At 58.3% G+C, this 22763-nt stretch carries 20 protein-coding genes; 9 read left to right on the plus strand and 11 right to left on the minus strand.

Annotated elements, in window-relative coordinates; translation table 11 throughout:
- Position 1: 1 nt before the first annotated feature.
- The gene (locus ACQUTI_RS15145) at positions 2-1339 is read right to left on the minus strand and encodes a PTS sugar transporter subunit IIC (RefSeq protein ID WP_004205429.1); all 1338 of its coding nucleotides are present in this window, start codon (positions 1337-1339) and stop codon (positions 2-4) included.
- 299 nt (positions 1340-1638) lie between these two features.
- Here ACQUTI_RS15145 and ACQUTI_RS15150 point away from each other — a divergent pair, with 299 nt between their 5' ends.
- Positions 1639-2640 (plus strand): LacI family DNA-binding transcriptional regulator, encoded by a 1002-nt coding sequence (locus ACQUTI_RS15150; protein WP_074384267.1) that lies wholly within the window; start codon positions 1639-1641, stop codon positions 2638-2640.
- Here ACQUTI_RS15150 and lysA read toward each other — a convergent pair.
- Positions 2633-3895 carry a diaminopimelate decarboxylase gene (gene lysA / locus ACQUTI_RS15155; protein ID WP_004205426.1) on the minus strand — a complete coding sequence of 421 codons (1263 nt, stop codon included), beginning with the start codon at positions 3893-3895 and terminating at the stop codon, positions 2633-2635. The two genes, ACQUTI_RS15150 and lysA, sit on opposite strands and share 8 nt — an antisense overlap.
- Before the next feature lie 136 nt (positions 3896-4031).
- On the opposite strand from lysA, the gene ACQUTI_RS15160 reads away from it, so the two are divergent.
- Positions 4032-4958 (plus strand): LysR family transcriptional regulator, encoded by a 927-nt coding sequence (locus ACQUTI_RS15160; RefSeq protein ID WP_004205422.1) that lies wholly within the window; start codon positions 4032-4034, stop codon positions 4956-4958.
- Here ACQUTI_RS15160 and ACQUTI_RS15165 read toward each other — a convergent pair.
- Complete coding sequence (locus ACQUTI_RS15165) at positions 4924-5637, minus strand: aspartate/glutamate racemase (protein WP_064183201.1); 714 nt, start codon at positions 5635-5637, stop codon at positions 4924-4926. The genes ACQUTI_RS15160 and ACQUTI_RS15165 overlap by 35 nt on opposite strands.
- A 139-nt stretch (positions 5638-5776) precedes the next feature.
- Here ACQUTI_RS15165 and ACQUTI_RS15170 point away from each other — a divergent pair, with 139 nt between their 5' ends.
- From ACQUTI_RS15170 to ACQUTI_RS15190, 5 genes are all read left to right on the plus strand, one after another.
- Positions 5777-6103: a cupin domain-containing protein gene (locus ACQUTI_RS15170; protein WP_004205420.1), complete on the plus strand. Its 327-nt coding sequence runs from the start codon at positions 5777-5779 to the stop codon at positions 6101-6103.
- A gap of 452 nt (positions 6104-6555) precedes the next feature.
- The gene (locus ACQUTI_RS15175) at positions 6556-7446 is read left to right on the plus strand and encodes a carbohydrate ABC transporter permease (protein WP_122542448.1); all 891 of its coding nucleotides are present in this window, start codon (positions 6556-6558) and stop codon (positions 7444-7446) included.
- Entirely contained in the window at positions 7439-8341 is a 903-nt protein-coding gene (locus tag ACQUTI_RS15180; protein WP_004205418.1) for a carbohydrate ABC transporter permease, read from the plus strand. Before ACQUTI_RS15175 ends, ACQUTI_RS15180 begins: the two co-directional genes overlap by 8 nt.
- Positions 8342-8353: 12 nt before the next feature.
- A complete protein-coding gene (locus ACQUTI_RS15185; protein ID WP_004205417.1) occupies positions 8354-9481 on the plus strand; it encodes an ABC transporter ATP-binding protein in 1128 nt (375 codons plus the stop codon).
- A 16-nt stretch (positions 9482-9497) separates the two neighbouring features.
- Positions 9498-10784, plus strand: a complete 1287-nt coding sequence (locus ACQUTI_RS15190; protein WP_004205415.1) for an ABC transporter substrate-binding protein — start codon at positions 9498-9500, stop codon at positions 10782-10784.
- A gap of 71 nt (positions 10785-10855) precedes the next feature.
- Here the strand turns inward: ACQUTI_RS15190 and ACQUTI_RS15195 are convergent, their stop codons facing one another.
- The 4 genes from ACQUTI_RS15195 to ACQUTI_RS15210 form a co-directional block, all read right to left on the minus strand.
- Positions 10856-12199: a carbohydrate porin gene (locus tag ACQUTI_RS15195; protein WP_049004100.1), complete on the minus strand. Its 1344-nt coding sequence runs from the start codon at positions 12197-12199 to the stop codon at positions 10856-10858.
- 121 nt (positions 12200-12320) lie between these two features.
- Positions 12321-13754 carry a glycoside hydrolase family 32 protein gene (locus tag ACQUTI_RS15200; protein ID WP_122542450.1) on the minus strand — a complete coding sequence of 478 codons (1434 nt, stop codon included), beginning with the start codon at positions 13752-13754 and terminating at the stop codon, positions 12321-12323.
- Between the two features lie 19 nt (positions 13755-13773).
- Complete coding sequence (locus ACQUTI_RS15205) at positions 13774-15015, minus strand: MFS transporter (RefSeq protein ID WP_004205406.1); 1242 nt, start codon at positions 15013-15015, stop codon at positions 13774-13776.
- A gap of 12 nt (positions 15016-15027) precedes the next feature.
- Complete coding sequence (locus ACQUTI_RS15210) at positions 15028-15162, minus strand: hypothetical protein (protein ID WP_048325637.1); 135 nt, start codon at positions 15160-15162, stop codon at positions 15028-15030.
- 94 nt (positions 15163-15256) lie between these two features.
- On the opposite strand from ACQUTI_RS15210, the gene ACQUTI_RS15215 reads away from it, so the two are divergent.
- On the plus strand, positions 15257-16252 hold the full coding sequence (locus tag ACQUTI_RS15215; protein ID WP_004205404.1) for a LacI family DNA-binding transcriptional regulator: 996 nt from the start codon (positions 15257-15259) through the stop codon (positions 16250-16252).
- On the opposite strand, the gene araE is transcribed toward ACQUTI_RS15215, so the two are convergent.
- Together araE and kduD are read right to left on the minus strand one after the other, a co-directional pair.
- Positions 16249-17670: an arabinose-proton symporter AraE gene (gene araE, locus ACQUTI_RS15220; protein ID WP_004205402.1), complete on the minus strand. Its 1422-nt coding sequence runs from the start codon at positions 17668-17670 to the stop codon at positions 16249-16251. The genes ACQUTI_RS15215 and araE overlap by 4 nt on opposite strands.
- A gap of 296 nt (positions 17671-17966) precedes the next feature.
- Positions 17967-18728 (minus strand): 2-dehydro-3-deoxy-D-gluconate 5-dehydrogenase KduD, encoded by a 762-nt coding sequence (kduD, locus tag ACQUTI_RS15225; protein WP_004205401.1) that lies wholly within the window; start codon positions 18726-18728, stop codon positions 17967-17969.
- 484 nt (positions 18729-19212) lie between these two features.
- Between kduD and ACQUTI_RS15230 the strand changes: the two genes are divergently transcribed.
- Positions 19213-20388: an oligogalacturonate lyase family protein gene (locus ACQUTI_RS15230; RefSeq protein WP_004205399.1), complete on the plus strand. Its 1176-nt coding sequence runs from the start codon at positions 19213-19215 to the stop codon at positions 20386-20388.
- A 134-nt stretch (positions 20389-20522) separates the two neighbouring features.
- On the opposite strand, the gene ompK26 is transcribed toward ACQUTI_RS15230, so the two are convergent.
- Positions 20523-21218, minus strand: a complete 696-nt coding sequence (gene ompK26, locus ACQUTI_RS15235; RefSeq protein ID WP_004205398.1) for a KdgM family porin OmpK26 — start codon at positions 21216-21218, stop codon at positions 20523-20525.
- Between the two features lie 248 nt (positions 21219-21466).
- Complete coding sequence (locus tag ACQUTI_RS15240; protein WP_004205397.1) at positions 21467-22645, minus strand: acetyl-CoA C-acetyltransferase; 1179 nt, start codon at positions 22643-22645, stop codon at positions 21467-21469.
- Positions 22646-22763 lie beyond the last annotated feature (118 nt).

A 22763-nucleotide genomic window follows, 5' to 3' on the forward strand; every position in this document is an offset into this window, starting at 1 on the left:
CTCAGACAGGGTTGGCGGTCTGTTGATTGTCGGCCTGACGCTGTGCGGCATCGGCACGGCGGGAGGCAATTTTGACGAAAGGCAGATAGATAAGCACCGCGACGACGATGCAGATAAGCTGGGTCACCACCGCTCCCATCGAGCCGGCGGTGGACAGCCAGGCGTTGATCAGCGGCGGCGTGGTCCAGGGCACCATCACCACCGCCTTGCCGGCGAAGCCGGTCAGGGTGGCGAAATAGCCGATGCTGCCGGTCACCAGCGGGGTGATGATAAACGGGATGGCGAGGATCGGGTTGAGCATGATCGGCATCCCGAAGATCACCGGCTCGTTAATATTGAACAGCCCCGGGCCTATCGACAGCTTGGCGATCTCTTTCATCTCTTTGCGCCTGGTGGCGATCATCACCGCAATCAGCAGGCCGATGGTCAGCCCCGAGCCGCCGATGCTCATGTAAACATCCCAGAAGGGCATCGTGATGATGTTCGGTACCTCTTTCCCCTGCTCAAAGGCGCTCATATTGACGGTGATCGCCCCCAGCAGCAGCGGCTCGCGGATCGGCTTGATCATCTGGTTGCCGTGAATACCGATCACCCAGAACAGCTGGGCGACGAACATCAGCAGCAGGATCCCCGGCAGGCTCTGCACCACCCGCTCCAGCGGCTGCTGCACCACCTGGTAGACCGCATCGTAGAGATACATTCCCGTCAGCTGGTGGAAGAGAAAACCAAAGGTGGCGATCGCGGTGGTGGTGATGATCGCCGGGATCAGCGCGGAAAAAGAGGCAGAAACGTTCGGCGGCACGGTATCCGGCATCTTGATCTTCAGCCCCTTGCGCCCCTCCAGCCAGCAGTAAATCTCGACCGACAGAATGGCGATGAACATTCCGAGGAACAGACTACGGGTATCGGAGAACTGACGCAGCAGGACATCTTTCACCACGTGCATCTGGCCATCGACCATCATCTCCACCGTGGTCGGCGTGACGCAGATAAAGCAGATCACCGCCAGCAGGCCGGGAAACAGGCTTTTGATGCCGTTGATCCGCCCCAGCTCAATGCCGATCAGAAACACGGCGCCGATATTGAGGAAGTTGAGCGTGGCGTAGTTCAGCGCGCTGGTGATCGGCTTCAGAGCCGCGAGAAAGGAGAGTGAGGAAAAGCTGGCGAGCCCATTCTTCGGATCCAGCACCATATTGGAGATCAGCACCGAAAAGGCCCCGACGATGATCACCGGCATCAGGGTAATAAACGCCGATTTGATCGCCATAATGTAGCGATAGCTGTTGAATGTCGTCGCGAAACGCCCCAGCGCGTCGATCAGTTTGTCCTGTAATGCCATAAAAGAGTACCTCAGAGTAAAGGGCTTATTGCGGCCAGGTAGACAGCCAGAGACTTTTGGCATACCAAAACATAGTCGCCAGGCAAAAATTGTTCTGTGACAGCGCTCGCAACCCGCTTCGTGGTATCCCAAATATCGATAAAAACAGCCATTGGCATACCAGATAACGCCGGTTGGTCAGTTCCTGCTAAAAGCGTGATCGCGATGGTTTTTCCGCCCCGCCCCGTCGATATGTCCCTTTTCGGTCTGTGATAAACTGCGCCTTACCACGTGAAATCAGGAATCGATAAATGGCTACAATGCTGGATGTCTCAATTCGCGCAGGCGTCTCGAAAGCGACGGTTTCCCGCGTGTTGAACGGCACAGGTCAGGTGAAAGAGAGCACCCGCCAACAGGTCTTTAAAGCGATGGAAGAGCTGGGCTACCGGCCGAATTTCCTTGCCCGCTCGCTGGCCAATCAGACCAGCAACAGTATCGGGCTGGTTGTCTCCACCTTTGACGGCTTCTACTTTGGCCGTCTGCTGCAGCAGGCGTCACGCCAGACAGAAGCCTGGGGAAAACAGCTTATCGTCACCGACGGCCATGATACGCCGGAGCGCGAAGAGGAAGCGGTGCAGATGCTCGCCGACCGGCAGTGCGATGCGATCATCCTCTATACCCGGCATATGAGCGAGAAGGCGATCATGTCGCTGATTAACTCGATCGCCATGCCGCTGGTGGTGATTAACCGTGATGTGGCGCAGGCCCGCGAACGCTGCGTGTTTTTCGAACAGCAGGAAGCCGCCTTCCAGGCCATGGAGTATCTGATTACCCAGGGCCACCGCGATATCGCCTGCATCACCGTCCCGATGCACACCCCCACCGGCCAGGCGCGCCTGCAGGGCTATCGCAACGCGCTGATAAAACATGGTATTGAATGGGATCCGAGCCGGGTGAAATACGGGGACTCGACGATGACCCGCGGCTACGAGCTGTGCCGGGAACTGCTGGACGAGAAAGCCCGCTTCAGCGCGCTGTTTTCCTGTAACGATGATATGGCGCTGGGGGCCTCAAAGGCGCTGCATCAGGCGGGGCTGCGTATTCCGCAGGATGTGTCGCTGTTTGGCTTCGACGATGCGCCAAGCGCGAAATGGCTGGAGCCGGGGCTGTCGACGGTCTATCTGCCCATCGACAACATGATCACCACGGCTATCGATCAGGCGATCAAGCTTGCTAATCAGCAGCCGATCGAAACGATCCCGCCGTTCACCGGCACGCTGGTGTTGCGTGAGTCGGTGACGACGGGACCTTTTTTTAAATAAGCTCCAAGGCCAGCAGCTCCTGGATGGTCTGGCGACGGCGGATCAGCCGCGCCTTGCCGCCATCAAACAGCACCTCCGGCAGCAGCGGACGGCTGTTATAGTTGGATGACATCGAAGCCCCGTAGGCGCCAGTGTCATGGAGCACCAGATAATCCCCTGGGGCCACCGCCGGCAGCAGACGGGTCTCGACTTTCCCCCCTTCCTGCTGGGTAAAGACGTCCCCGGACTCGCACAGCGGCCCGGCCACCACGGTCTCCACCTGCGGCGCGGCGCTGAGATCGCGGCCATCCGCCGCCAGAGCGGTGATATGATGATAGCTGCCGTACATTGCCGGGCGCATCAGGTCGTTAAAGCCGGCGTCAATCAGCACGAAGTGGCGGCTGCCCATCTCTTTCACGCTGCGCACCTGCGACACCAGCACGCCGGACTCGGCCACCAGGAAGCGTCCGGGTTCAATCTCCAGTTTCACCGGGTGACCCAGATGGGTGGCGATCTGCTCCCGGGCGCGGTTCCACAGGCCATAATAGTGAGCGGTGTCGATGGCCTCTTCGCCCTCGCGGTAAGGAATAGACAGGCCGCCGCCGGCGGAGATGGCCTGCAGATCCTGACCAAAGTCGACAACCTGGCGCACCATCGCGCCGCACACCTGCTCCAGGTGACCATAGTCGACGCCAGAGCCGATATGCATATGGATCCCCACCAGCTGCAGCTGATAGCGACGCATCACTTCCAGCGCCGCCGGCAGGTGGCTGTACCAGATGCCATGCTTGCTGTTCTCACCGCCGGTATTGGTTTTCTGGCTGTGGCCGTGGCCAAAGCCCGGGTTGACGCGCAGCCAGACGCGATGGCCCGGCGACACCTCCCCCAGCTGGCTTAGCATGTCGATCGAACCGGCGTTCACCGGGATCTGTAACGCCTTGACGCGATCGAGGGTGGCGTCGTCGATCAGATCGGCGGTGAAGACAATATCCTCTGGATTCTGCTGCGGATCGTAGCCTGCCGCCAGCGCACGCTCGATCTCCCCCAGCGACACCGAGTCCACCTTCACCCCCTGCTCACGCATCAGACGCAGAATATGGATGTTAGAGCAGGCTTTTTGCGCAAAACGCACCACGTCAAACTGGCTGAGCTGGGCAATCTGGCGGCGAATAATCTGCGCATCATAGACCCAGACCGGGCAGCCAAATTCCGCCGGCAGGCGCAGCAGGTTGTCCGCGGTTAGATCGGTATCAGTGGCGTAAAGCGAATGTGGCATAAAAACTCCGGTGCAGTGCGTGTGTTGGTCGCTGTTTTTTCTGATTACGCCACAGTGCCTGACCAATAAAAAATATCGTTTTATCGCGACTCTATGCAAAAATGATATGGTTACAGCCGAGCCTCAGGGAGACCGCATGCCAGCCGTCAATTTGCGCCATATCGAAATCTTTCACGCGGTGATGACCACCGGCAACCTGACCGAAGCCGCGAGGATGCTGCACACCTCGCAACCCACCGTCAGCCGCGAGCTGGCGCGCTTTGAGAAGGTGCTCGGCCTTCAGCTGTTTGAGCGGACCCGCGGTCGCCTGCAGCCAACCGTGCAGGGCCTGCGCCTGTTTGAGGAGGTTCAGCGTTCCTGGTACGGCCTGGACCGCATCGTCAGCGCCGCCGAGAGCCTGCGCGAGTTTCGCCAGGGCGAGCTGTCGATCGCCTGCCTGCCGGTGTTTTCCCAGTCCTTTCTGCCGCTGCTGTTGCCACCGTTTCTCGCCCGCTACCCGGAGGTCAGCCTGCAGATCGTCCCTCAGGAGTCGCCGCTGCTGGAGGAGTGGCTCTCCGCCCAGCGCCATGACCTTGGCCTGACGGAGACCTTGCATACCCCGGCGGGCACCGAACGCACTCCGTTGCTGACGCTGAATGAAGTCTGCGTGCTGCCCGCCGGCCATCCGCTGGCGGCGCAGACGACGCTGACCCCCGCCGATTTTCAGGGCGAAAACTACATCAGCCTGTCGCGCACCGACAGCTATCGCCAGCTGCTCGACGCCCTGTTCCTTGAGCATCAGGTCAAGCGGCGGATGGTGGTCGAAACCCACAGCGCGGCCTCGATCTGCGCCATGGTGCGCGCCGGCGCCGGGATCTCGGTGGTTAACCCGCTGACCGCCCTGGACTATGCCGATAGCGGCGTGGTGGTGCGCCGCTTCAGCGTTGAGGTGCCGTTTACCGTCAGCCTGATCCGCCCGCTCCATCGCCCGCGCTCGGCGCTGGTCGATGCCTTCGTGACGCACCTGCAGCAGAGTCTGCCGCAGATCCTCACGCCGCTGGCGTCGGTCCTGCAGAGAGCATAAAGTTGACCGCGTCTTCCGCATGGATCGCCGCGGTGTCAAAGACCGGCAGCGGGCTGAGCTCGGCAGGCACCAGCAGGCCTATCTCCGTACAGCCGAAAATAACCCCTTCCGCTCCCTGCTCCGCCAGGGCGGCGATCGTCTGCAGATAATAGTCCCGCGACGCCTCGCTGAAGGTGCCGAGACAGAGCTCGTCGAAGATGATCTGATTGATCCGCGCCCGATCGTCGGCCTCGGGGATCAGCGTCTCGATGGCAAACTGCTCCTGCAGACGACCGCGATAAAAGGTCTGCTCCATGGTATAGCGAGTGCCCAGCAGCGCGACCCGCCGCTGGCCTCTGGCGGCAATCGCCCGCCCGGTGGCATCGGCGATATGCAGAAAGGGAACCTGGCAGCGGGCGGCGATGGCATCCGCTACCTTGTGCATGGTGTTGGTGCACAGGACAATGCCCTCGGCGCCCGCCTGCTGGAGCCCGACCGCGGCTTCGGCAAGGATCGCCCCGGCGCGATCCCAGTCGCCGGCGGACTGACAGGCTTCGATGTCGTGAAAATCGACGCTGTGCAGCACCAGGCTGGCGGAGTGCAGCCCGCCCAGTCGCGCCTTCACGCCTTCATTAATCAGGCGATAGTAAGGGATCGTTGACTCCCAGCTCATGCCGCCTAACAGGCCAATGGTTTTCATCTTCTGCTCCTTATGTCGTTTCTGCCAGTGAAACAAACTTGTGATCAACTTTCCACTTCTCTGGCCGCGTATTTCTTTTTCATGAAGAGTGGGATAAGTTAAGTGAAACAACGTTTCATTTTAACAACAGGATCGCCCGATGTTTATTTTCCATAAAGACACCACCCTTGAAGACCTCGGCAATGGCGTAACCCGCCGCATTCTGGCGCACGACGGCAAAATGATGGCCGTAGAGGTGAATTTTGCCGCCGGCGCCGTCGGCCCGATGCATAACCATCCTCACGAACAGCTCACCTATGTGCTCTCGGGCGAGTTCGAGTTCACTATCGGCGAGGAGACGCGCGTCGTCAGCGCTGGCGATACGCTGTATAAGCAGCCGGGGATCATGCACGGCTGCGTCTGTCTGCAGCCCGGCACGCTGCTCGACACCTTTACCCCGATCCGCGAAGATTTTCTCGCACGCTGATGAAAGACGGGGGCGATCGCCGCCCCCGATCCAGGTTTCACAGCACGCGCTAAAAAAGATGCCGCCCCAATCATTATCCTGGTAATAATATTTCCCGCTCAGTTCAGACTGATTATTCCTTGTTTTCAAGCTCCCTAAGATCCTTAAAGTGCTTACCACCTCACCTTTTTGAAACATCGTTTCGACTTTGATCACATTTCCATCCAGATCTGCATGACGCGGAAATAAATCGCAATAAAATGAAATTAAAACGGTGTTTTATAAAAAACAGATCAGCATAAAAAAGAGCCTGACGGCCCCTCCATGTTGGGCCAGATAAAACTTAAGCCATTCATTAACAAGGATATGTTAACCAGAGGAAACGTTCAGACTTTTTGCGTTGGTCGCGGCAAAAGGCCGACAGCGCCGCGTCACCCGATCCGTATTACAACTCGTAAGCCAGGTAGGTATGTATGAATGAAAACAAGCTGCTGGGATTGGCATGGATATCGCCCTATATCATCGGGCTGATTGTCTTTACTGCTTTTCCTTTTGTTTCATCTTTCTTTCTCAGTTTTACTGAGTACGACTTGATGAGTCCGCCGGTATTTAACGGCATTGAAAACTATCGCTATATGTTGACCGAGGATAGCCTGTTCTGGAAATCGATGGGGGTGACCTTTGCCTACGTCTTTTTAACCATCCCCTTCAAACTGGCTTTCGCCCTCGGCATTGCCTTTGTGCTCAATTTCAAACTGCGCGGCATCGGCTTTTTCCGCACCGCCTACTACATCCCGTCGATCCTCGGCAGCTCGGTGGCGATTGCCGTGCTGTGGCGCGCCCTGTTCGCCATTGACGGCCTGCTGAACAGCTTTCTCGCCGTCTTTGGCATCGATGCCGTCAACTGGCTGGGGGAACCCTCGCTGGCTTTAATGTCGGTCACCCTGCTGCGCGTCTGGCAGTTTGGCTCCGCGATGGTCATCTTCCTCGCCGCCCTGCAGAACGTCCCGCAGTCGCAGTATGAGGCGGCAATGATCGACGGCGCCTCGAAGTGGCAGATGTTTATGAAGGTCACCGTGCCGCTGATCACCCCGGTGATTTTCTTCAACTTTATTATGCAGACTACCCAGGCGTTCCAGGAGTTTACCGGCCCGTACGTGATAACCGGCGGCGGCCCGACCTATTACACCTACCTGTTCTCGCTCTACATCTACGATACCGCCTTTAAGTACTTCGACATGGGCTATGGCGCCGCGCTGGCGTGGGTGCTGTTCCTCGTCGTGGCGGTCTTTGCGTCGATCGCCTTTAAGTCATCTAAATACTGGGTCTTCTACTCCGCCGATAAGGGAGGCAAAAATGGCTGATATTCAACAGATGGCGCCGGTGATGAGCGACGCCGATCGTGAGGTCGCCCGTACGCTGCGCCGGGAAAAAGTGAGCCGGGTGGTGCGCTACGTCGTGCTGATATTCGTCGGCCTGCTGATGCTCTACCCGCTGGCGTGGATGTTCTCCGCCTCGTTCAAGCCGAACCATGAGATCTTCACCACCCTCGGGCTGTGGCCGACCCACGCCACCTGGGACGGGTTTATCAACGGCTGGAAGACCGGCACCGAATACCATTTCGGCCACTATATGCTGAACACCTTTAAGTATGTGATCCCGAAGGTGGTGTTAACCATCATCTCCTCCACCATCGTGGCGTACGGCTTCGCGCGCTTTGAGATCCCGTGGAAGAAGTTCTGGTTCGCGACGCTCATCACCACCATGCTGCTGCCGAGCACCGTCCTGCTTATCCCGCAGTACCTGATGTTCCGCGAAATGGGGATGCTGAACAGCTATCTGCCGCTGTATCTGCCTCTGGCCTTCGCCACCCAGGGATTCTTTGTCTTTATGCTGATCCAGTTTCTGCGCGGCGTGCCGCGGGATATGGAAGAGGCGGCGCAGATCGACGGCTGCAACTCCATCCAGGTGCTGTGGTATGTGGTGGTGCCGATCCTCAAGCCGGCCATTATCTCGGTGGCGCTGTTCCAGTTCATGTGGTCGATGAATGACTTTATCGGTCCGCTGATCTACGTCTACAGCGTCGATAAGTATCCCATCGCGCTGGCGCTCAAAATGTCTATCGACGTCACGGAAGGCGCTCCGTGGAACGAAATTCTGGCAATGGCGAGCATCTCCATTCTGCCGTCCATCATCGTCTTCTTCCTGGCTCAACGCTACTTCGTGCAGGGCGTGACCAGCAGCGGAATCAAAGGTTAAGAGGGAAATATCATGGCTGAAGTGATTTTCAACAAACTGGAAAAAGTTTACTCCAACGGGTTTAAAGCGGTGCATGGTATCGACCTGAAGATTGCCGATGGCGAATTTATGGTGATCGTCGGCCCTTCCGGCTGCGCCAAATCGACCACCCTGCGCATGCTGGCGGGTCTGGAGACCATCAGCGGCGGCGAGGTGCGGATCGGCGACAAGATCGTCAACAACCTGGCGCCTAAATCCCGTGGTATTGCGATGGTGTTCCAGAACTACGCCCTCTATCCGCATATGACGGTGCGCGAAAACCTCGCCTTTGGCCTGAAGCTGAGCAAGCTGCCCAAGGCGCAGATTGATCGGCAGGTGGAGGAAGCGGCGAAAATCCTCGAACTGGAGGAGCTGCTGGAACGTCTGCCACGCCAGCTCTCCGGCGGCCAGGCGCAGCGCGTGGCGGTGGGCCGGGCGATCGTCAAAAAACCGGACGTCTTCCTGTTCGACGAGCCGCTCTCCAACCTGGACGCCAAGCTGCGCGCCTCGATGCGCATCCGCATTTCCGATCTGCATAAGCAGTTGAAAAAATCCGGTAAACCGGCGACCACCGTCTACGTTACCCACGATCAGACGGAAGCGATGACCATGGGCGACCGCATCTGCGTGATGAAGCTCGGCCACATTATGCAGGTCGATACCCCGGACAACCTTTACCACCAGCCGAAAAATATGTTTGTCGCCGGCTTTATCGGCGCGCCGGAGATGAATATTCGCCCCAGCCAGCTGGTTGAGCACGACGGCCGCCTGTGCCTGACCCTTGGCGACCAGCGCCTGCCGTTGAACGACCGTCTGGCGGAGAAAGTCGGCGCCTATCAGCATCAGGAGGTGTTCTACGGGGTCCGCCCGGAATTCGTGTCGCTCTCCGACGCACCGTTCGCCGAAGGCAGCTGCATGGGCGAGATGGTGCGGGTGGAAAACATGGGTCATGAGTTCTTTGTCTATCTGCAGGTCGCGGGCTACGAGCTGACCGCTCGCGTGCCGTCGGACGATGCGAAGCCGATGATTGCTAAGGGACTGAATCGAAAAGTCTATTTCACCTTTGATCTTAACAAGTGTCACATCTTTGACGCCAAAACCGAACAGAACCTCTCTCTGTGAACCCTGGAGCATAACAATGAAAAACGTGCTGATAAGCGCCACCCTCTCCGCCACCCTGGGCCTTAGCGCCTTCTCCTCGCTGGCGCAGGATGTCGACCTGCGCATGTCCTGGTGGGGGGGCAATGGCCGCCATCAGGTGACCCTCAAGGCGCTGGAGGCTTTTCACCAGCAATATCCTGATATCAATGTCAAAGCGGAATATACCGGTTGGGACGGCCATCTTTCGCGCCTGACCACCCAGATAGCCGGCGGCACCGAGCCTGACGTGATGCAGACCAACTGGAACTGGCTGCCGATCTTTTCGAAAAATGGCGATGGCTTTTACGATCTCAATACCCTGAAAGACGAGATCGATCTCAGCCAGTTTGACGCCAAAGAGCTGCAGTCCACCACGGTCAACGGCAAGCTCAACGGCATCCCGGTGTCGGTCACCGCCCGCGTTTTCTACTTTAACGACGAAGCGTGGAAAAAGGCGGGCATCCCCTTCCCGAAAACCTGGGATGAACTGCTGGCGGCGGGAAAAACTTTCGAAAGCAAACTCGGGAAACAGTACTACCCGGTGGTGCTTGAGCACCAGGACGTGCTGGCCCTGCTCAACTCTTACATGGTGCAAAAATACAACCAGCCGGCCATCGATGAGAAGGGCCGCAAATTCTCCTACAGCAAAGCGCAGTGGGCGGACTTCTTCGGCATGTATAAGAAGCTTATCGACAGCCATGTGATGCCGGACACCCGCTACTATGCCTCGTTCGGCAAGAGCAACATGTACGAGATGAAGCCGTGGATCCAGGGTGAATGGGGCGGGACCTACATGTGGAACTCCACCATCAATAAATATTCCGACAATCTGAAGCCGCCGGCGAAGCTGGTGCTGGGGGAATACCCGATGCTCCCCGGCGCCACCGATGCCGGACTGTTCTTCAAGCCTGCGCAGATGCTGTCCATTGGCAAATCGACGAAAAACCCGCAGGCGGCGGCGAAATTGATTAACTTCCTGCTGAACAGTAAAGAAGGGGTGGATATTCTGGGTCTGGAGCGTGGCGTGCCGCTGAGCAAAGCGGCGGTCACCTACCTGACCGAGGACGGGATCATCAAAGCCGACGATCCGGCGGTGTCCGGCCTGAAGCTGGCGCAATCCCTGCCCACCACCCTGCCGGTCTCGCCGTACTTCGACGACCCACAGATCGTCGCCCAGTTCGGCACCACCCTGCAGTACATCGACTACGGTAAAAAGTCGGTGGAAGAAGCGGCCGAGGACTTCCAGCGCCAGACCGACCGCATTCTGCGCCGCGCGATGCGTTAACCTGCCCACCTGAACTCTCCCGCGGCGTCCGCCGCGGGAGAGCCTGCCTGAGTATCCTGTCAGAAGAAATATCAGAAGAAATATTTAAAGCGCACCCGGGCGCCATAGCGTTCGTCGGGATTCCCGCTCTTCGCCGCCGTGGAATCGAGCCACGAGGCGTAGGCGCCAAGGTAAATATTGAAGTTCGGCATCGCCATAATATTCGGCAACTGCCAGGATGTATGCACGGTATGGATGTCATAGCGCCCCGGCGCGAGGATTGCGCAGTCGCCATCGCACTCGCCATTCACCCCGGCCATGTTGAACTGATCGATTTTGTTATGCGCGTAGATATAGCCCAGCTCCACGCGATGCCACAGGGCATTGATTCCGGCGCTGAAGTCGGTTTCATCCGCCGCGTCCAGCAGGGCAGTACTCAGATTGACCACCGCCCCATCGTGCGGATCGCTTTTCAGGGTGTTCCAGCTCATGGTCATCCCGTAGCCGGTGCGGTTTGACTGGTCGACCCAGCGCCCGCTCTGACTCTGATAGCCGTAGGCGTTGTTGACGAGGTTGCTCTCTATCGCTGCCGCCGCCGACCAGGCGCCGGACTGCCACACCGCCACCGGCCGCACGTACACTACGTTTTTGCGGTTTTCCAGCGCATTACCGTGATAGTTCTGATCGACAAACAGCGAACTGCCGTCCTCCACCAGGGTATTGACCTCGAAATACCAGTTATCTACGGTTTTGCTGAACAGGAGGTTGCCGCCGCTGCTGCTGCGCCCGCGCCCCTCTTTCATCATGTAAATATAGCCATAGCCGTCGGAATAAAGGTCGTTGGCGGTATTTCCTGAATATTCAATAAAGGTATCCTGATTCAGGGGGAACATATCCCAGGCTTCAAAGCGGCCTATTTTTATTTTCCAGTCATCCTGCTGACCAAAGAAAAATACCGCATCGTCGAGATTCATTTTGCCATCCATATCCGCCAGCGGCTGCACGCTGAATCCGGCATATTTCCCGTCGTCGCCATTACGTCTGCCATCAAAACCCAGCAGAATACGGCCATTAATATCCCAGCGTTCTTTCTCGCCGGGCGCCCAACTTTTATTCGCGCTGGTTTTGACCGACGTCAGGCTACCGGTGCGGCTGGCGCCATCAAGATTAAATTCGACGTCGCCATAAAATTTTAATTCGCCATTGTCGTTCAGCTGCAGGCGCGGCGTAGCCGGCGCCGCGCGGGCGACGGTCGTGGCCTGCTGCTGGCCTTTCAGCGTCTTAATCTCCGCCTCTGCGCTGGCGGCGCGCGCCTCCGTCGCCTTCAGCCGCTGCTCCATTTGCGCCAGCCGCTCTTCCAGCGATAACGGCGCCTGCGCCATCGCCTGTGGCAGATACAGAGACGTGAGAAAACACCCGACCCAGATTTTATTCATCGGTAAACCCTTTTATTATGGAATGAACTGAATTTTTTATTAATGGGTAATGCACGACGATACAGGCAATAATAACCCGCCCATCGTCAAAGACGGGTTATTAACGACAACAGCCTTTTTATTATTCGAGCTGCCAGGTTCCGGCTTCGGTTAATGCCGCCGAACCGCTCCAGGCAAATAACGCTAATTCACGGCAGGGAGCCTGCGGGTAGATACGGCTGCTCAGGCAGGCCTCGCCGTCATTGACAAAAACCTCCACCGAAGAGCTATCGAAAAATATCCGCAGATTGAGATCCGCCCCGGCGGTCAACGGTACGCTGCGCGTCCCGCACAGGCCATACTGCGGATAATGCCGCTCCAGCACCAGACGCTGCTGTTGGGCATCCACGTAGAGGCGCAGGCCATCGCCAAAGCGCAGACCATACTGCTCGGCGCTGCTGCTGGCGCAGTTCCAGCGCAGGTTGACCTCCATCGCCTCGCAGTTGTCGACCATCGTGGTCTGCTGATTGTTCAGGGTGCTTACCGGCCACGGGAACCAGGCGCCGCGCAGGCTCTCCACTTCTTTCGCCGGGCGCATCTGCAGGCGGTTATCCGCGCTCAGGCTCAGCTCGCGCGGCAGGGAGAGCATGCCCGCCCAGCCGTCCTGCTGCTCCGGCAGCGGCGATTCCCACATATCCAGCCAGCCAATCACGATCCGCCGGCCATCGGGGGTGGCGAAGCTTTGCGGCGCATAGAAATCGTGGCCGTGATCCATCTCCGTGAACTCGCCGTGGCGGACGAATCGCTGCCCCGGCTGCCACTCGCCGATCAGATAGCCGCTCTGGAACAGGTTGCGGTTGCGGAACCCCTCGGCCTGCATCCCCTGCGGGGAAAACATCAGGACGCGTTTGCCGTTGAGGGTGAAGAAGTCCGGGCACTCCCACATATAACCCATGGTGCTTTCCGCTTCATCCAGCACCCCCGCGTCCTGCCACTGGCGCAGATCGGCTGAACGGTACAGCCGTACCTGACCGGTGTCGCCTTCGCGCGCGCCGACGATCATGTACCAGCTGTCTCCCTCCCGCCAGACCTTCGGGTCGCGGAAATGGTGCATGCCCGGCGGAGTGTCGACCACCATCCCCTGGCGCTCGAAGTGGATCCCGTCCCGGCTGGTGGCCAGGCACTGTACCTGATACAGATTGGCTTCGTCGCCAGGGTCGCCGTGGAATTTATGCCCGGTGTAAATCAGCGCCAGGGTATCGCCATCGACCACCGCCGAGCCGGAGAAGCAGCCGTCTTTATCCTCCGGCCCCTCCGGCGCCAGGGCCACCGGCAGATGCTCCCAGTGCACCAGATCCTTGCTCCGCGCATGCCCCCAGTGCATCGGCCCCCACTGGGTGGAGTACGGGTGATGTTGATAAAAAGCATGGTACCAGCCGTCGAACCACACCAGACCGTTTGGGTCGTTGATCCACCCGGCGCGGGCCGCCAGGTGATAGTGCGGATACCAGCGCAGATTGAGCGCCTGGCGTTGTGTCTGGAGTACCTGTTCAGCCCTGGAGATTGTGTAAGTCATCGTTTTCACTCTTTTTGATTCAGATAGCGGTAGGTTGCGACATCAGCGGATCGGCGGAGGATTTGCCGGAGCGCAACAAGAAGATGGAAATAAAGGTGGTGCAGAACACCAGCAGGCCCATGATCAGATAGGACTGGGCGAAGCCATATTTTTCATAGCTGTAGCCCGCCAGCGGCGACAATACGCTGGCGATAATCGAGCTGGTGCAGGCGAAGCCCACCAGATAGAGGGTGGAGGAGAGGCGTTTATCGAAGTTGATACTGTTGTACTTAAAGATAGCCACCAGCAGTATCGGCAGCTCCACCGCGTGCAGCAGTTTGGTGATGGAGATCAGCAGCGGCCCTTCCACCAGGCCGGAGGCCACCATGCGCATCGCCATCACCATGCCGGCGAAAATCAGACCGTTTTTGGCCCCGATGCGGTTCACCAGCCACGGCGCGCAGAACATGCCGGCCGCCTCGAGGAACACCTGGAAGGAGTTAAGGTAGCCATACATCTCATTGCCTTCCTGCAGGGTCGCGAACTGCGATGAGAAATAGACCGGGAACTGCTGGTCATAGACGCCGTAGATGCAGGTGCCGATGACGAAGAAGACCAGCGCCCAGAAGCGCGGCAGCGTCAGCAGGCGCAGCGCATCTTCCAGGGTCACCTTGCCGCCTGAAACCGCCTCCTGCATCGCATGCGGTGCCGAGGAGACGCGCAGCCGGGCCAGCAGAATAAAAAACACCAGTCCGGAGCAGCTGGCGACGAGGAAGTTAAGCTGCGGGTTGATGTTAAACAGCAGACCGGCGAAGAAGGTGGCCACCGCCCAGCCCAGCGAGCCCCACATCCGCGCCCTGCCGAATTCAAACTGGCTCTGGCGCGCCACGCGCTCGGTATAGGATTCCAGCACGCCAATGCCGCCGTTAAAGGTCAAGCCGATGTAGATCCCGCCGAAGATGCTGCCCAGCAGGACGTTAATTTTCAGCAGATGGCCGAACAGCAGATACGCCGGACCGGAGAGGATCAGCAGCGCGGTGATATACCAGAGCAGATGTTTGCGCAGCCCCAGCTTATCCTGGATAAAGCCATAGCAAACTTGCGCAAACAGCGCGGAAACCGACAGCACGGCGTAGATGATACCGGTATCGCCGGCCTTCAGCCCCACCTCCTGGTGCAGCCAGATGGAAAGCAAGGAGCCGGATGACGACCAGGTCACGAAAAAGAAAAACAGTAAGGCACTGAGCAATGGGTAGCTGTGTGAGTGATGCGCTTTCATCATGACATTCTCGTGTTAGAGGAATGCAATTATGGTAACGTTAACAAAAAACAAAGCGCAGAGGGATTCGCTGCGATATATGATGTTAATCACAAAAGTTAACGTTAACATAACGAAGATGCGATCGCGATCAAAAATCAACCGCAACATCGCTCACGACGGCGTTAGCAGAAAATCGTTTCACGCTTTTACATCAGCGACTTAGTTGTATAGCCTGTACTCTGCAGCTATGGCGGAGGAAAAAATGGCATCCCTGAAAGATGTAGCAAAACTGGCGAATGTATCTCTGATGACCGTCTCACGGGCGCTGAACACCCCGGAGCGGCTGAAGCCGGAGACGCTGGCCCGCGTACAGGCCGCCATCGCCGAAACCAACTACGTCCCCGACCTGTCGGCGAAAAAGATCCGCGGGGCGCGGGCCACCCCCAGCACCATCGGCGTGCTGGCGCTGGATACCGTCACCACGCCCTTTTCGGTGGAAATCACCCTGTCGATCGAAGAAACGGCCCGCGCCCACGGCTGGAACAGCTTTGTGGTCAATATGTTTTCTGACGATCGGCCGGAAGCAGTGGTCGACCTGCTCCTCTCCCACCGTCCGGACGGCATCATCTTTACCACCATGGGCCTGCGTCAGGTGCCGCTGCCGGACAAACTGCTGACCCTGCCCTGCGTGCTGGCTAACTGCGAAAGCCTCAGCCAACCGGTGGCCAGCTATATCCCGGACGATGAACAGGGCCAGTACGACGCGGTAAAAGCCCTGCTTGCCGCCGGCTATCGTCGTCCGCTGTGCCTGCACTTACCCGCCAGCCAGCTGGCGACAATCCGCCGCCGCCAGGGGCTGGAGCGCGCCTGCCGGGAGGCGGGCATCGAACCGGAGAGCCTGACCCACTCATATATGGCCCAGGGCGATGAGCATTACCACGATATTCCCGCGGTGGTGCTGGCGCATATCCGCGAGGGTAAACCCGGCTTCGACTCGGTGATCTGCGGTAACGATCGCATCGCCTTTATGGTCTATCAGACGCTGCTGGGCCAGGGGTTACGCATTCCACAGGACGTGGCGGTGGTGGGATACGACAATATGGTAGGCATTGGCGATCTGTTTCTGCCGCCGCTCTCCACGGTGCAGCTGCCGCACTACGACATCGGGCGCCTGAGCGCCCTGCATATCATTCACGGCGACAACCATCGGGAGACGCGCAAGGTCGCCAGCCCGTGGTTGCCGCGCGCCTCACATTAACGGTTACCGATATTGCGCAGCTTCTCGCCCGCCATCAGGTTGCGCTCAATGTGTTCGAGGGTGACATTTTTGGTCTCCGGGATCAGCCAGAAGGTGACGCCGATAAAGGCCACGTTGAGCACCGTGTAGAGCCAGAAGGTCCCGGCGGCGCCGATCGCGTCAAGCAGCGTCAGGAAGGTGGCGCCGATGATCATGTTCGACACCCAGTTGGTGGTGGTGGAGCAGGTGATGCCGAAGTCGCGGCATTTCAGCGGCTGGATCTCAGAGCAGAGGATCCACACCACCGGCGCCGCGCTCATCGCATACCCGGCAATACACATCATGGTCATGCCGACGGAAAGCCAGGAGAGGCCGCTGGAGGCGGTGCCATTGTCGAACTGCATCAGGCAGTAGCCGAGCACCAGGGTGCCCAGCGCCATCACGCTGAAGCCGATTTTCAGCGCCGGCTTGCGGCCCGCTTTATCCACCGTGAACACCGCGATAAAGGTGGCAAACATAAAGGTCAGGCCCACCACCAGGGTGGCGATCATCTGTTGTTCGGTAGTGGTAAAGCCCGCCATTTTGAAAATACGCGGGGCGTAGTACATGATGATGTTCATGCCGGTGAACTGCTGCATCGCCTGCAGCAGCATGCCAAGGAACACCGCCCGGCGCACGTTACGATTGACCTTGAACAACGCCCAGCCGCCCTGCTTCAGCTTCAGGCTTTCGCGGATCTCGTTAAGCTCATCGCGCGCCTTCTCCGAAGTATCGCGCAGCATCCGCAGCACCTCTTCCGCTTCGATATGGCGCCCTTTCTCCGCCAGCCAGCGCGGGCTGTTCGGCAGAAAGACGACCAGAACGATCAGGATCACCGCCGGCAGCGCCAGCACGCCCAGCATGGCGCGCCAGTTACCGCTGTAGCTAAAGGCGGTATCGGAAAGAAACGCCAGCACAATGCCGAGGGTCACCATCAGCTGATACATACTGATCATTTTGCCGCGCACGTTCTCGCTGGCCATTTCGGAGAGGTACAGCGGCGCGGTGTAAGAGGCGATCCCAACGGCCACCCCCAACACCACGCGGGCCACCAGCAGCACTTCGACGCTGGCGGCAAAAGCGGAGCCGATAGAGCCGGCGACAAAGAGCACAGCCCCCGCCATCAGGCTATATTTGCGGCCAAGGCGGAACGACAGCCAGCCGTTAAACAGCGCGCCTATCGCCGCCCCCAGCATCATGCTGCTGACCACCCACTCCTGAAGCTGGCTGGATAAGGTGAAGTGGTCGGTAATAAAGGGCAGCGCCCCGGATATCACGCCGATATCCAGGCCAAAGAGCAACCCCGCCACCGCCGCGGCGATAGAAACAAACCAGTTCATCCGCCGGGTGTCACGTTGCGCCCGCGGCGTTAATGCAGAGTCGTTACTGATTGAAGTCATTTTTATTCCTGCCACACAGAGAAAGACATAGGACGAAAGTACGTGACTGGCGGAGGAGTTTGTCAGGCTGGATACGCCAAAGATATGGACTATTTTGCTGGCAAGATGGGTTTTGTGATGGACATTAAACTTTCAAAGTAACGAAAAATTCGTTTCGCATAGTTAATAACCCTGCTCATACAGGGCGGTAACATTAATTCTTCACTCTGGAATATGGACGATCCTCATTTTACGGTATGGACAATAATTGCTCAGACGGCCGGAGCGGTGAGTGCCGCGCCGGCCGTCGCCGTCGGTTAGCGCGCCAGCCAGCCGCCGTCCACCGCCACCGTGTAGCCATTGATGTAATCGGAGGCTGGGGAAGCGAGGAAGACCACCGGCCCCATCAGGTCGGCCGGCAGGCCCCAGCGCCCGGCGGGAATGCGGTCGAGGATTTCGCTACTGCGCTGCTCGTCAGCGCGCAGCTGCTGGGTGTTATTGGTCGCCATATACCCCGGGGCGATGGCGTTGACATTGATATTGTGTTTAGCCCACTCGTTGGCCAGCAGGCGGGTGACGCCCATTACCGCGCTTTTGGACGCGGTATACGACGGCACACGGATCCCGCCCTGGAACGACAGCATCGAGGCGATGTTAATGATCTTCCCGCCGCTGCCCTGGGCGATAAAGTGCTTCGCCGCCGCCTGGGACATGAAAAATACGCTCTTGATGTTGAGGTTCATGACGTCGTCCCAGTCCTTTTCGCTGAACGCCAGCGCGTCCTCGCGGCGGATCAGGCCGGCATTGTTGACCAGAATATCAATATGGCCAAACTCCGCCACCGCCCGCTCCAGCAGGTGAGGGATACCGTCGATCTGGCGCAGGTCGGCGGTCAGGCTGAGAAAGCGGCGTCCCAGCGCCGTCACCCGCTCGATGGTTTCCACCGGCTCGACAATATTGATACCGACAATATCGCAGCCCGCTTCCGCCAGCCCGAGGGCCATCCCCTGACCTAAACCGGTATCGCATCCGCTCACGACGGCCACTTTTCCCTGCAGGGAGAATGCATCAAGAATCATAATGTGTTCCTTAGTCGTTCAGAGCCTGCTGTATGCAGGCAAGGTTCTCTCGGCCCGGCTCGCGCCGGCGGCGCGACTGAGCGTAGGGCGAACTCACGGGCATAGCCCATCATAAAAAATAAAACAGAGTTCCGTTTTACTGATGGGTGCCATCTTAGCCCCGCACTCTGTCATTTTCAATGATATTTAAAACGTTGTTTCATTTTTTATGACAGAGATTACAAAAAAAGAAAACGCGAACAGATCCGGCAACCCGCACCGGACAGGAAGCGGTTTTAAAAGGATGATGATTCAGCCGGTTGTCCGGAGAGGCGGCCAAAGTGAGGCCAGCAGGCCGCAGAAGATGCAGGAATTACGCTGAACTGCGTGGGACATCACAAATAATGAAACGTTGTTTTGATAAATTAACACCCATCTTTTAAAACATATCAATCAGCGACACGCCTCTGGTCCAGCGGCATCGCAGGAAAGAAAGGAGCACTACATGGCTAAAGGCATGCGGGTCAAACTGAATTACCACGTCAGCCGCGATCCGGATACCGGGGCGGAAGTCACCCGCTTAACCCCCCCGGAGGTCACCTGTCATCGCAACTACTTCTATCAGAAGTGCTTTTTTAACGATGGCAGCCATTTACTGTTCGCCGGCGAGTTTGACGGCCACTGGAACTACTATCTGCTGAATATCGCCAGCGCCGAAGCCGTCCAGCTGACGGAAGGCGCCGGGGATAACACCTTCGGCGGCTTCCTCTCCCCGGACGATAAGTCACTCTATTACGTGAAAAATGACCGTACCCTGCTGGAGGTGAACCTCACCACCCTCGCCGAGCGTGAAGTTTACCGCGTCAGCGAGGCGTGGGTCGGCTATGGCACCTGGGTTGCAAACAGCGATTGCAGCAAACTGGTAGGCATTGAGATTGCGAAAAGCGACTGGACGCCGCTCAACGACTGGCAGATTTTCCATGACTTCTTCCACAAAGGACCGCATTGCCGCCTGCTGCGCGTCGACCTGTGCAGCGGTGAGAGCCAGGTGATCCATGAGGAAAAAATCTGGCTGGGACACCCGATCTATCGTCCCTTCGACGACCATACCGTCGCCTTCTGCCATGAAGGGCCGCACGATCTGGTTGACGCCCGCATGTGGCTGGTCAATGAAGATGGCAGCAACGTGCGTAAAGTCAAAGCGCATGCCCCGGGGGAAAGCTGCACCCATGAATTCTGGGTCCCGGACGGTTCAGCGCTGATCTACGTCTCCTATCTGAAAGGCCAGCAGGGGCGGACGATCTATCGCTTTGATCCGGAGAGCGGCGTCAACGAGGCCCTGATGACGATGCCCGCCTGCTCGCATCTGATGAGCAATTTCGACGGTACGCTGCTGGTGGGCGATGGATCAGGCACGCCGGTGGATGTCAAAGATACCGGCGGCTACTCCATTGATAACGATCCTTATCTGTACGTCTTTAACGTGGCGGAGAAGCGCTACTTCCGCGTCGCGCGCCATGATACCTCGTGGGCGACGGTGGCCAACAGCCGCCAGGTGACGCACCCGCACCCCTCGTTTACGCCGGACGACAGCGCCATTCTGTTCAGCTCCGATAAAGACGGCAAGCCGGCCATCTATATCGCGAAATTACCTGACCATCCGCCGATGCTGAGCGCCTGAGCCCCGGCGAACGTTTTTCTGTAACTGGCCTTGCCCTCCTTCGCGGAGGGCTTTTTTTTGTTCCCCCGCTTTGGCCCATAAAAAACCCCGGCTGACGGCGCCGGGGAAAACAGACGATGAGGGCCTGATGGAAATCAGAATGAGTAAGCCACCCCGACGCGGAAACGGGTCTGGCGATCGCTGCGGTCATTCACGCCGACGTTGCCGATTTCACCATACGGCGACCAGTTGTTATCCAGCTTATAGGCCACCTTCACGTTATATTCCTGCGAGTAGGGTTTGTTGTCGTTACGGTTCACCCCTTCCGAACTGCGGGCATAGACATAGTTCAGCTCGGTGCGCCAGTCGCCGAGAGCAAACCCGGCCCACGCGTCGCCGCGATTCACCTTGTCATCATCTTTGCCGGCATCATTCGGATAGCGGGTGTACTCATAGCGATAGCGAGCGGCGACATAGAAGCCATTGTCGAAACTGTATTGTACGTGCAGGTGCGGCTTGTAGATGGAGCGGCTGTCGTTGCTCTCTATGGTAAACCCGGGGGTGAGGAACAGGTTCGATGTCGCTTTCCAGCGCCAGCTGATGGTGTCTTCATGGCCGTTGCCCACCACGTCCGAATAGGGTTGCGAACCGTTGTCGCCGCCTGAACGCCATTTGGCCTCTACGGTAAAGCCTAGCCCGTTGGCGAAGCGGTGGGACACCGAGACGCGGTCAGCATTGCTTTTATCGCTCTTGCCGCCATCAATAAATTCATGACGTAAATCTATCGTGACCGCGGTTGCCGCAAAAGACATACCGCAGAGGGCGGCCAGAACCAGAGATCGTTTCAACATAGGGTACCCCTTATAATAAATAAAATGTCATTTCTTTTTTATGAAACGTTATTTTATTTTTTAAGCACCTTAGTTTTAGTGACCAGGATCGTAGTTATTTGTTTCAAAAAAGGTGGCACAACAAGACGTGACGGAGCTCAATAAATTGGCGGTGGGTGAGGGAAATACGGGAGAAAAAAGAGGGGTCGGCAAAGCGCGGCGCATAAAAAAGGCCTCCCGCAGGAGGCCATGGAAATCGACATGCAGCGCTACGCGCGTTCTACCGCCAGCGCCACGCCCTGACCGCCGCCGATGCACAGCGTCGCCAGCCCTTTACGCGCATCGCGCTTGATCATTTCATGCACCAGCGACACCAGAATCCGACAGCCGGAGGCGCCGATGGGGTGGCCGAGGGCGATCGCGCCGCCGTTAACGTTGACCCGTCGCTCATCCCACTCCAGTACCCGGCCAACGGAGATAGCCTGAGCGGCAAAGGCCTCATTGGCTTCGATCAGATCGACGTCGTCCAGCCGCCAGCCGGCCCGCTCAAGACAGCGACGAGTGGCGTGCACCGGCGCGATGCCCATCAGCGCCGGATCGACGCCGACGCTGGCGAAGGCGCGGATCCGCGCAAGGATCGGCAGCCCCAGCGCCTCGGCTTTCGCCTCACTCATCATCATCACCGCCGCCGCGCCGTCATTGATGCTGGAGGCGTTGCCGGCGGTTACCGATCCGAGACGATCGAAGGTAGGCTGCAGGCTGGCCAGCCCTTCCGCGCTGGCATCCACCCGCGGTTGTTCATCGGTATCCACGGTGCGCGCCGCGCCGTTATGCTCGGTAACGACCGGGACAATCTCATCGCGAAAGCGTCCGGAATCAATCGCCTTGCGCGCCTTCTGCTGCGAGCTGAGCGCCCAGGCGTCCTGCAGTTCGCGGCTGATGCCATATTCCCGGGCGAGGTTCTCCGCCGTGACGCCCATATGATAATCGTTGAAGGCGTCCCACAGGCCGTCATGGACCAGGCTGTCAATCAGCTGGCTGTTGCCCAGTTGGGCGCCGGTGCGGCTGTCGGTGAGGACATGCGGAGCGCGGCTCATGTTCTCCTGGCCACCGGCGATCACCACGTCCGCCTCCCCGCACTGGATCGCCTGGGTGGCGAGGTGCAGGGCTTTCAGGCCGGAACCGCAGACGTCGTTAATGGTGATCGCCGATACGGTGTTGGGCAACCCGCCGCGAATAGCAGACTGACGGGCCGGGTTTTGCCCGGTTCCCGCGGTCAGCACCTGGCCGAGGATCACCTCATCCACGCTCTGCGGATCGATTCCCGTCTTCTCCACCAGCGCCTTCACCACCACGCTGCCCAGCTCAACGGCTGAATGGCGCGATAACGCGCCCTGAAAGCAGCCAATCGGCGTACGTAGCGCCCCGACGATCACGACATCCTTCATCCTCTACCCCTGCCCGTGCTTTTGCGCAAAGAAACAGCGATATACTAGATAATTGTTATCAAAAAACTTTGTAATTGTTTAAAAAAAGTGAAGCCAATCACAAAGAAATAGCTATTCG

The organism is Klebsiella sp. 7-CIP_Kleb. (genome assembly GCF_050378655.1).
Classification (GTDB): domain Bacteria; phylum Pseudomonadota; class Gammaproteobacteria; order Enterobacterales; family Enterobacteriaceae; genus Klebsiella; species Klebsiella quasipneumoniae.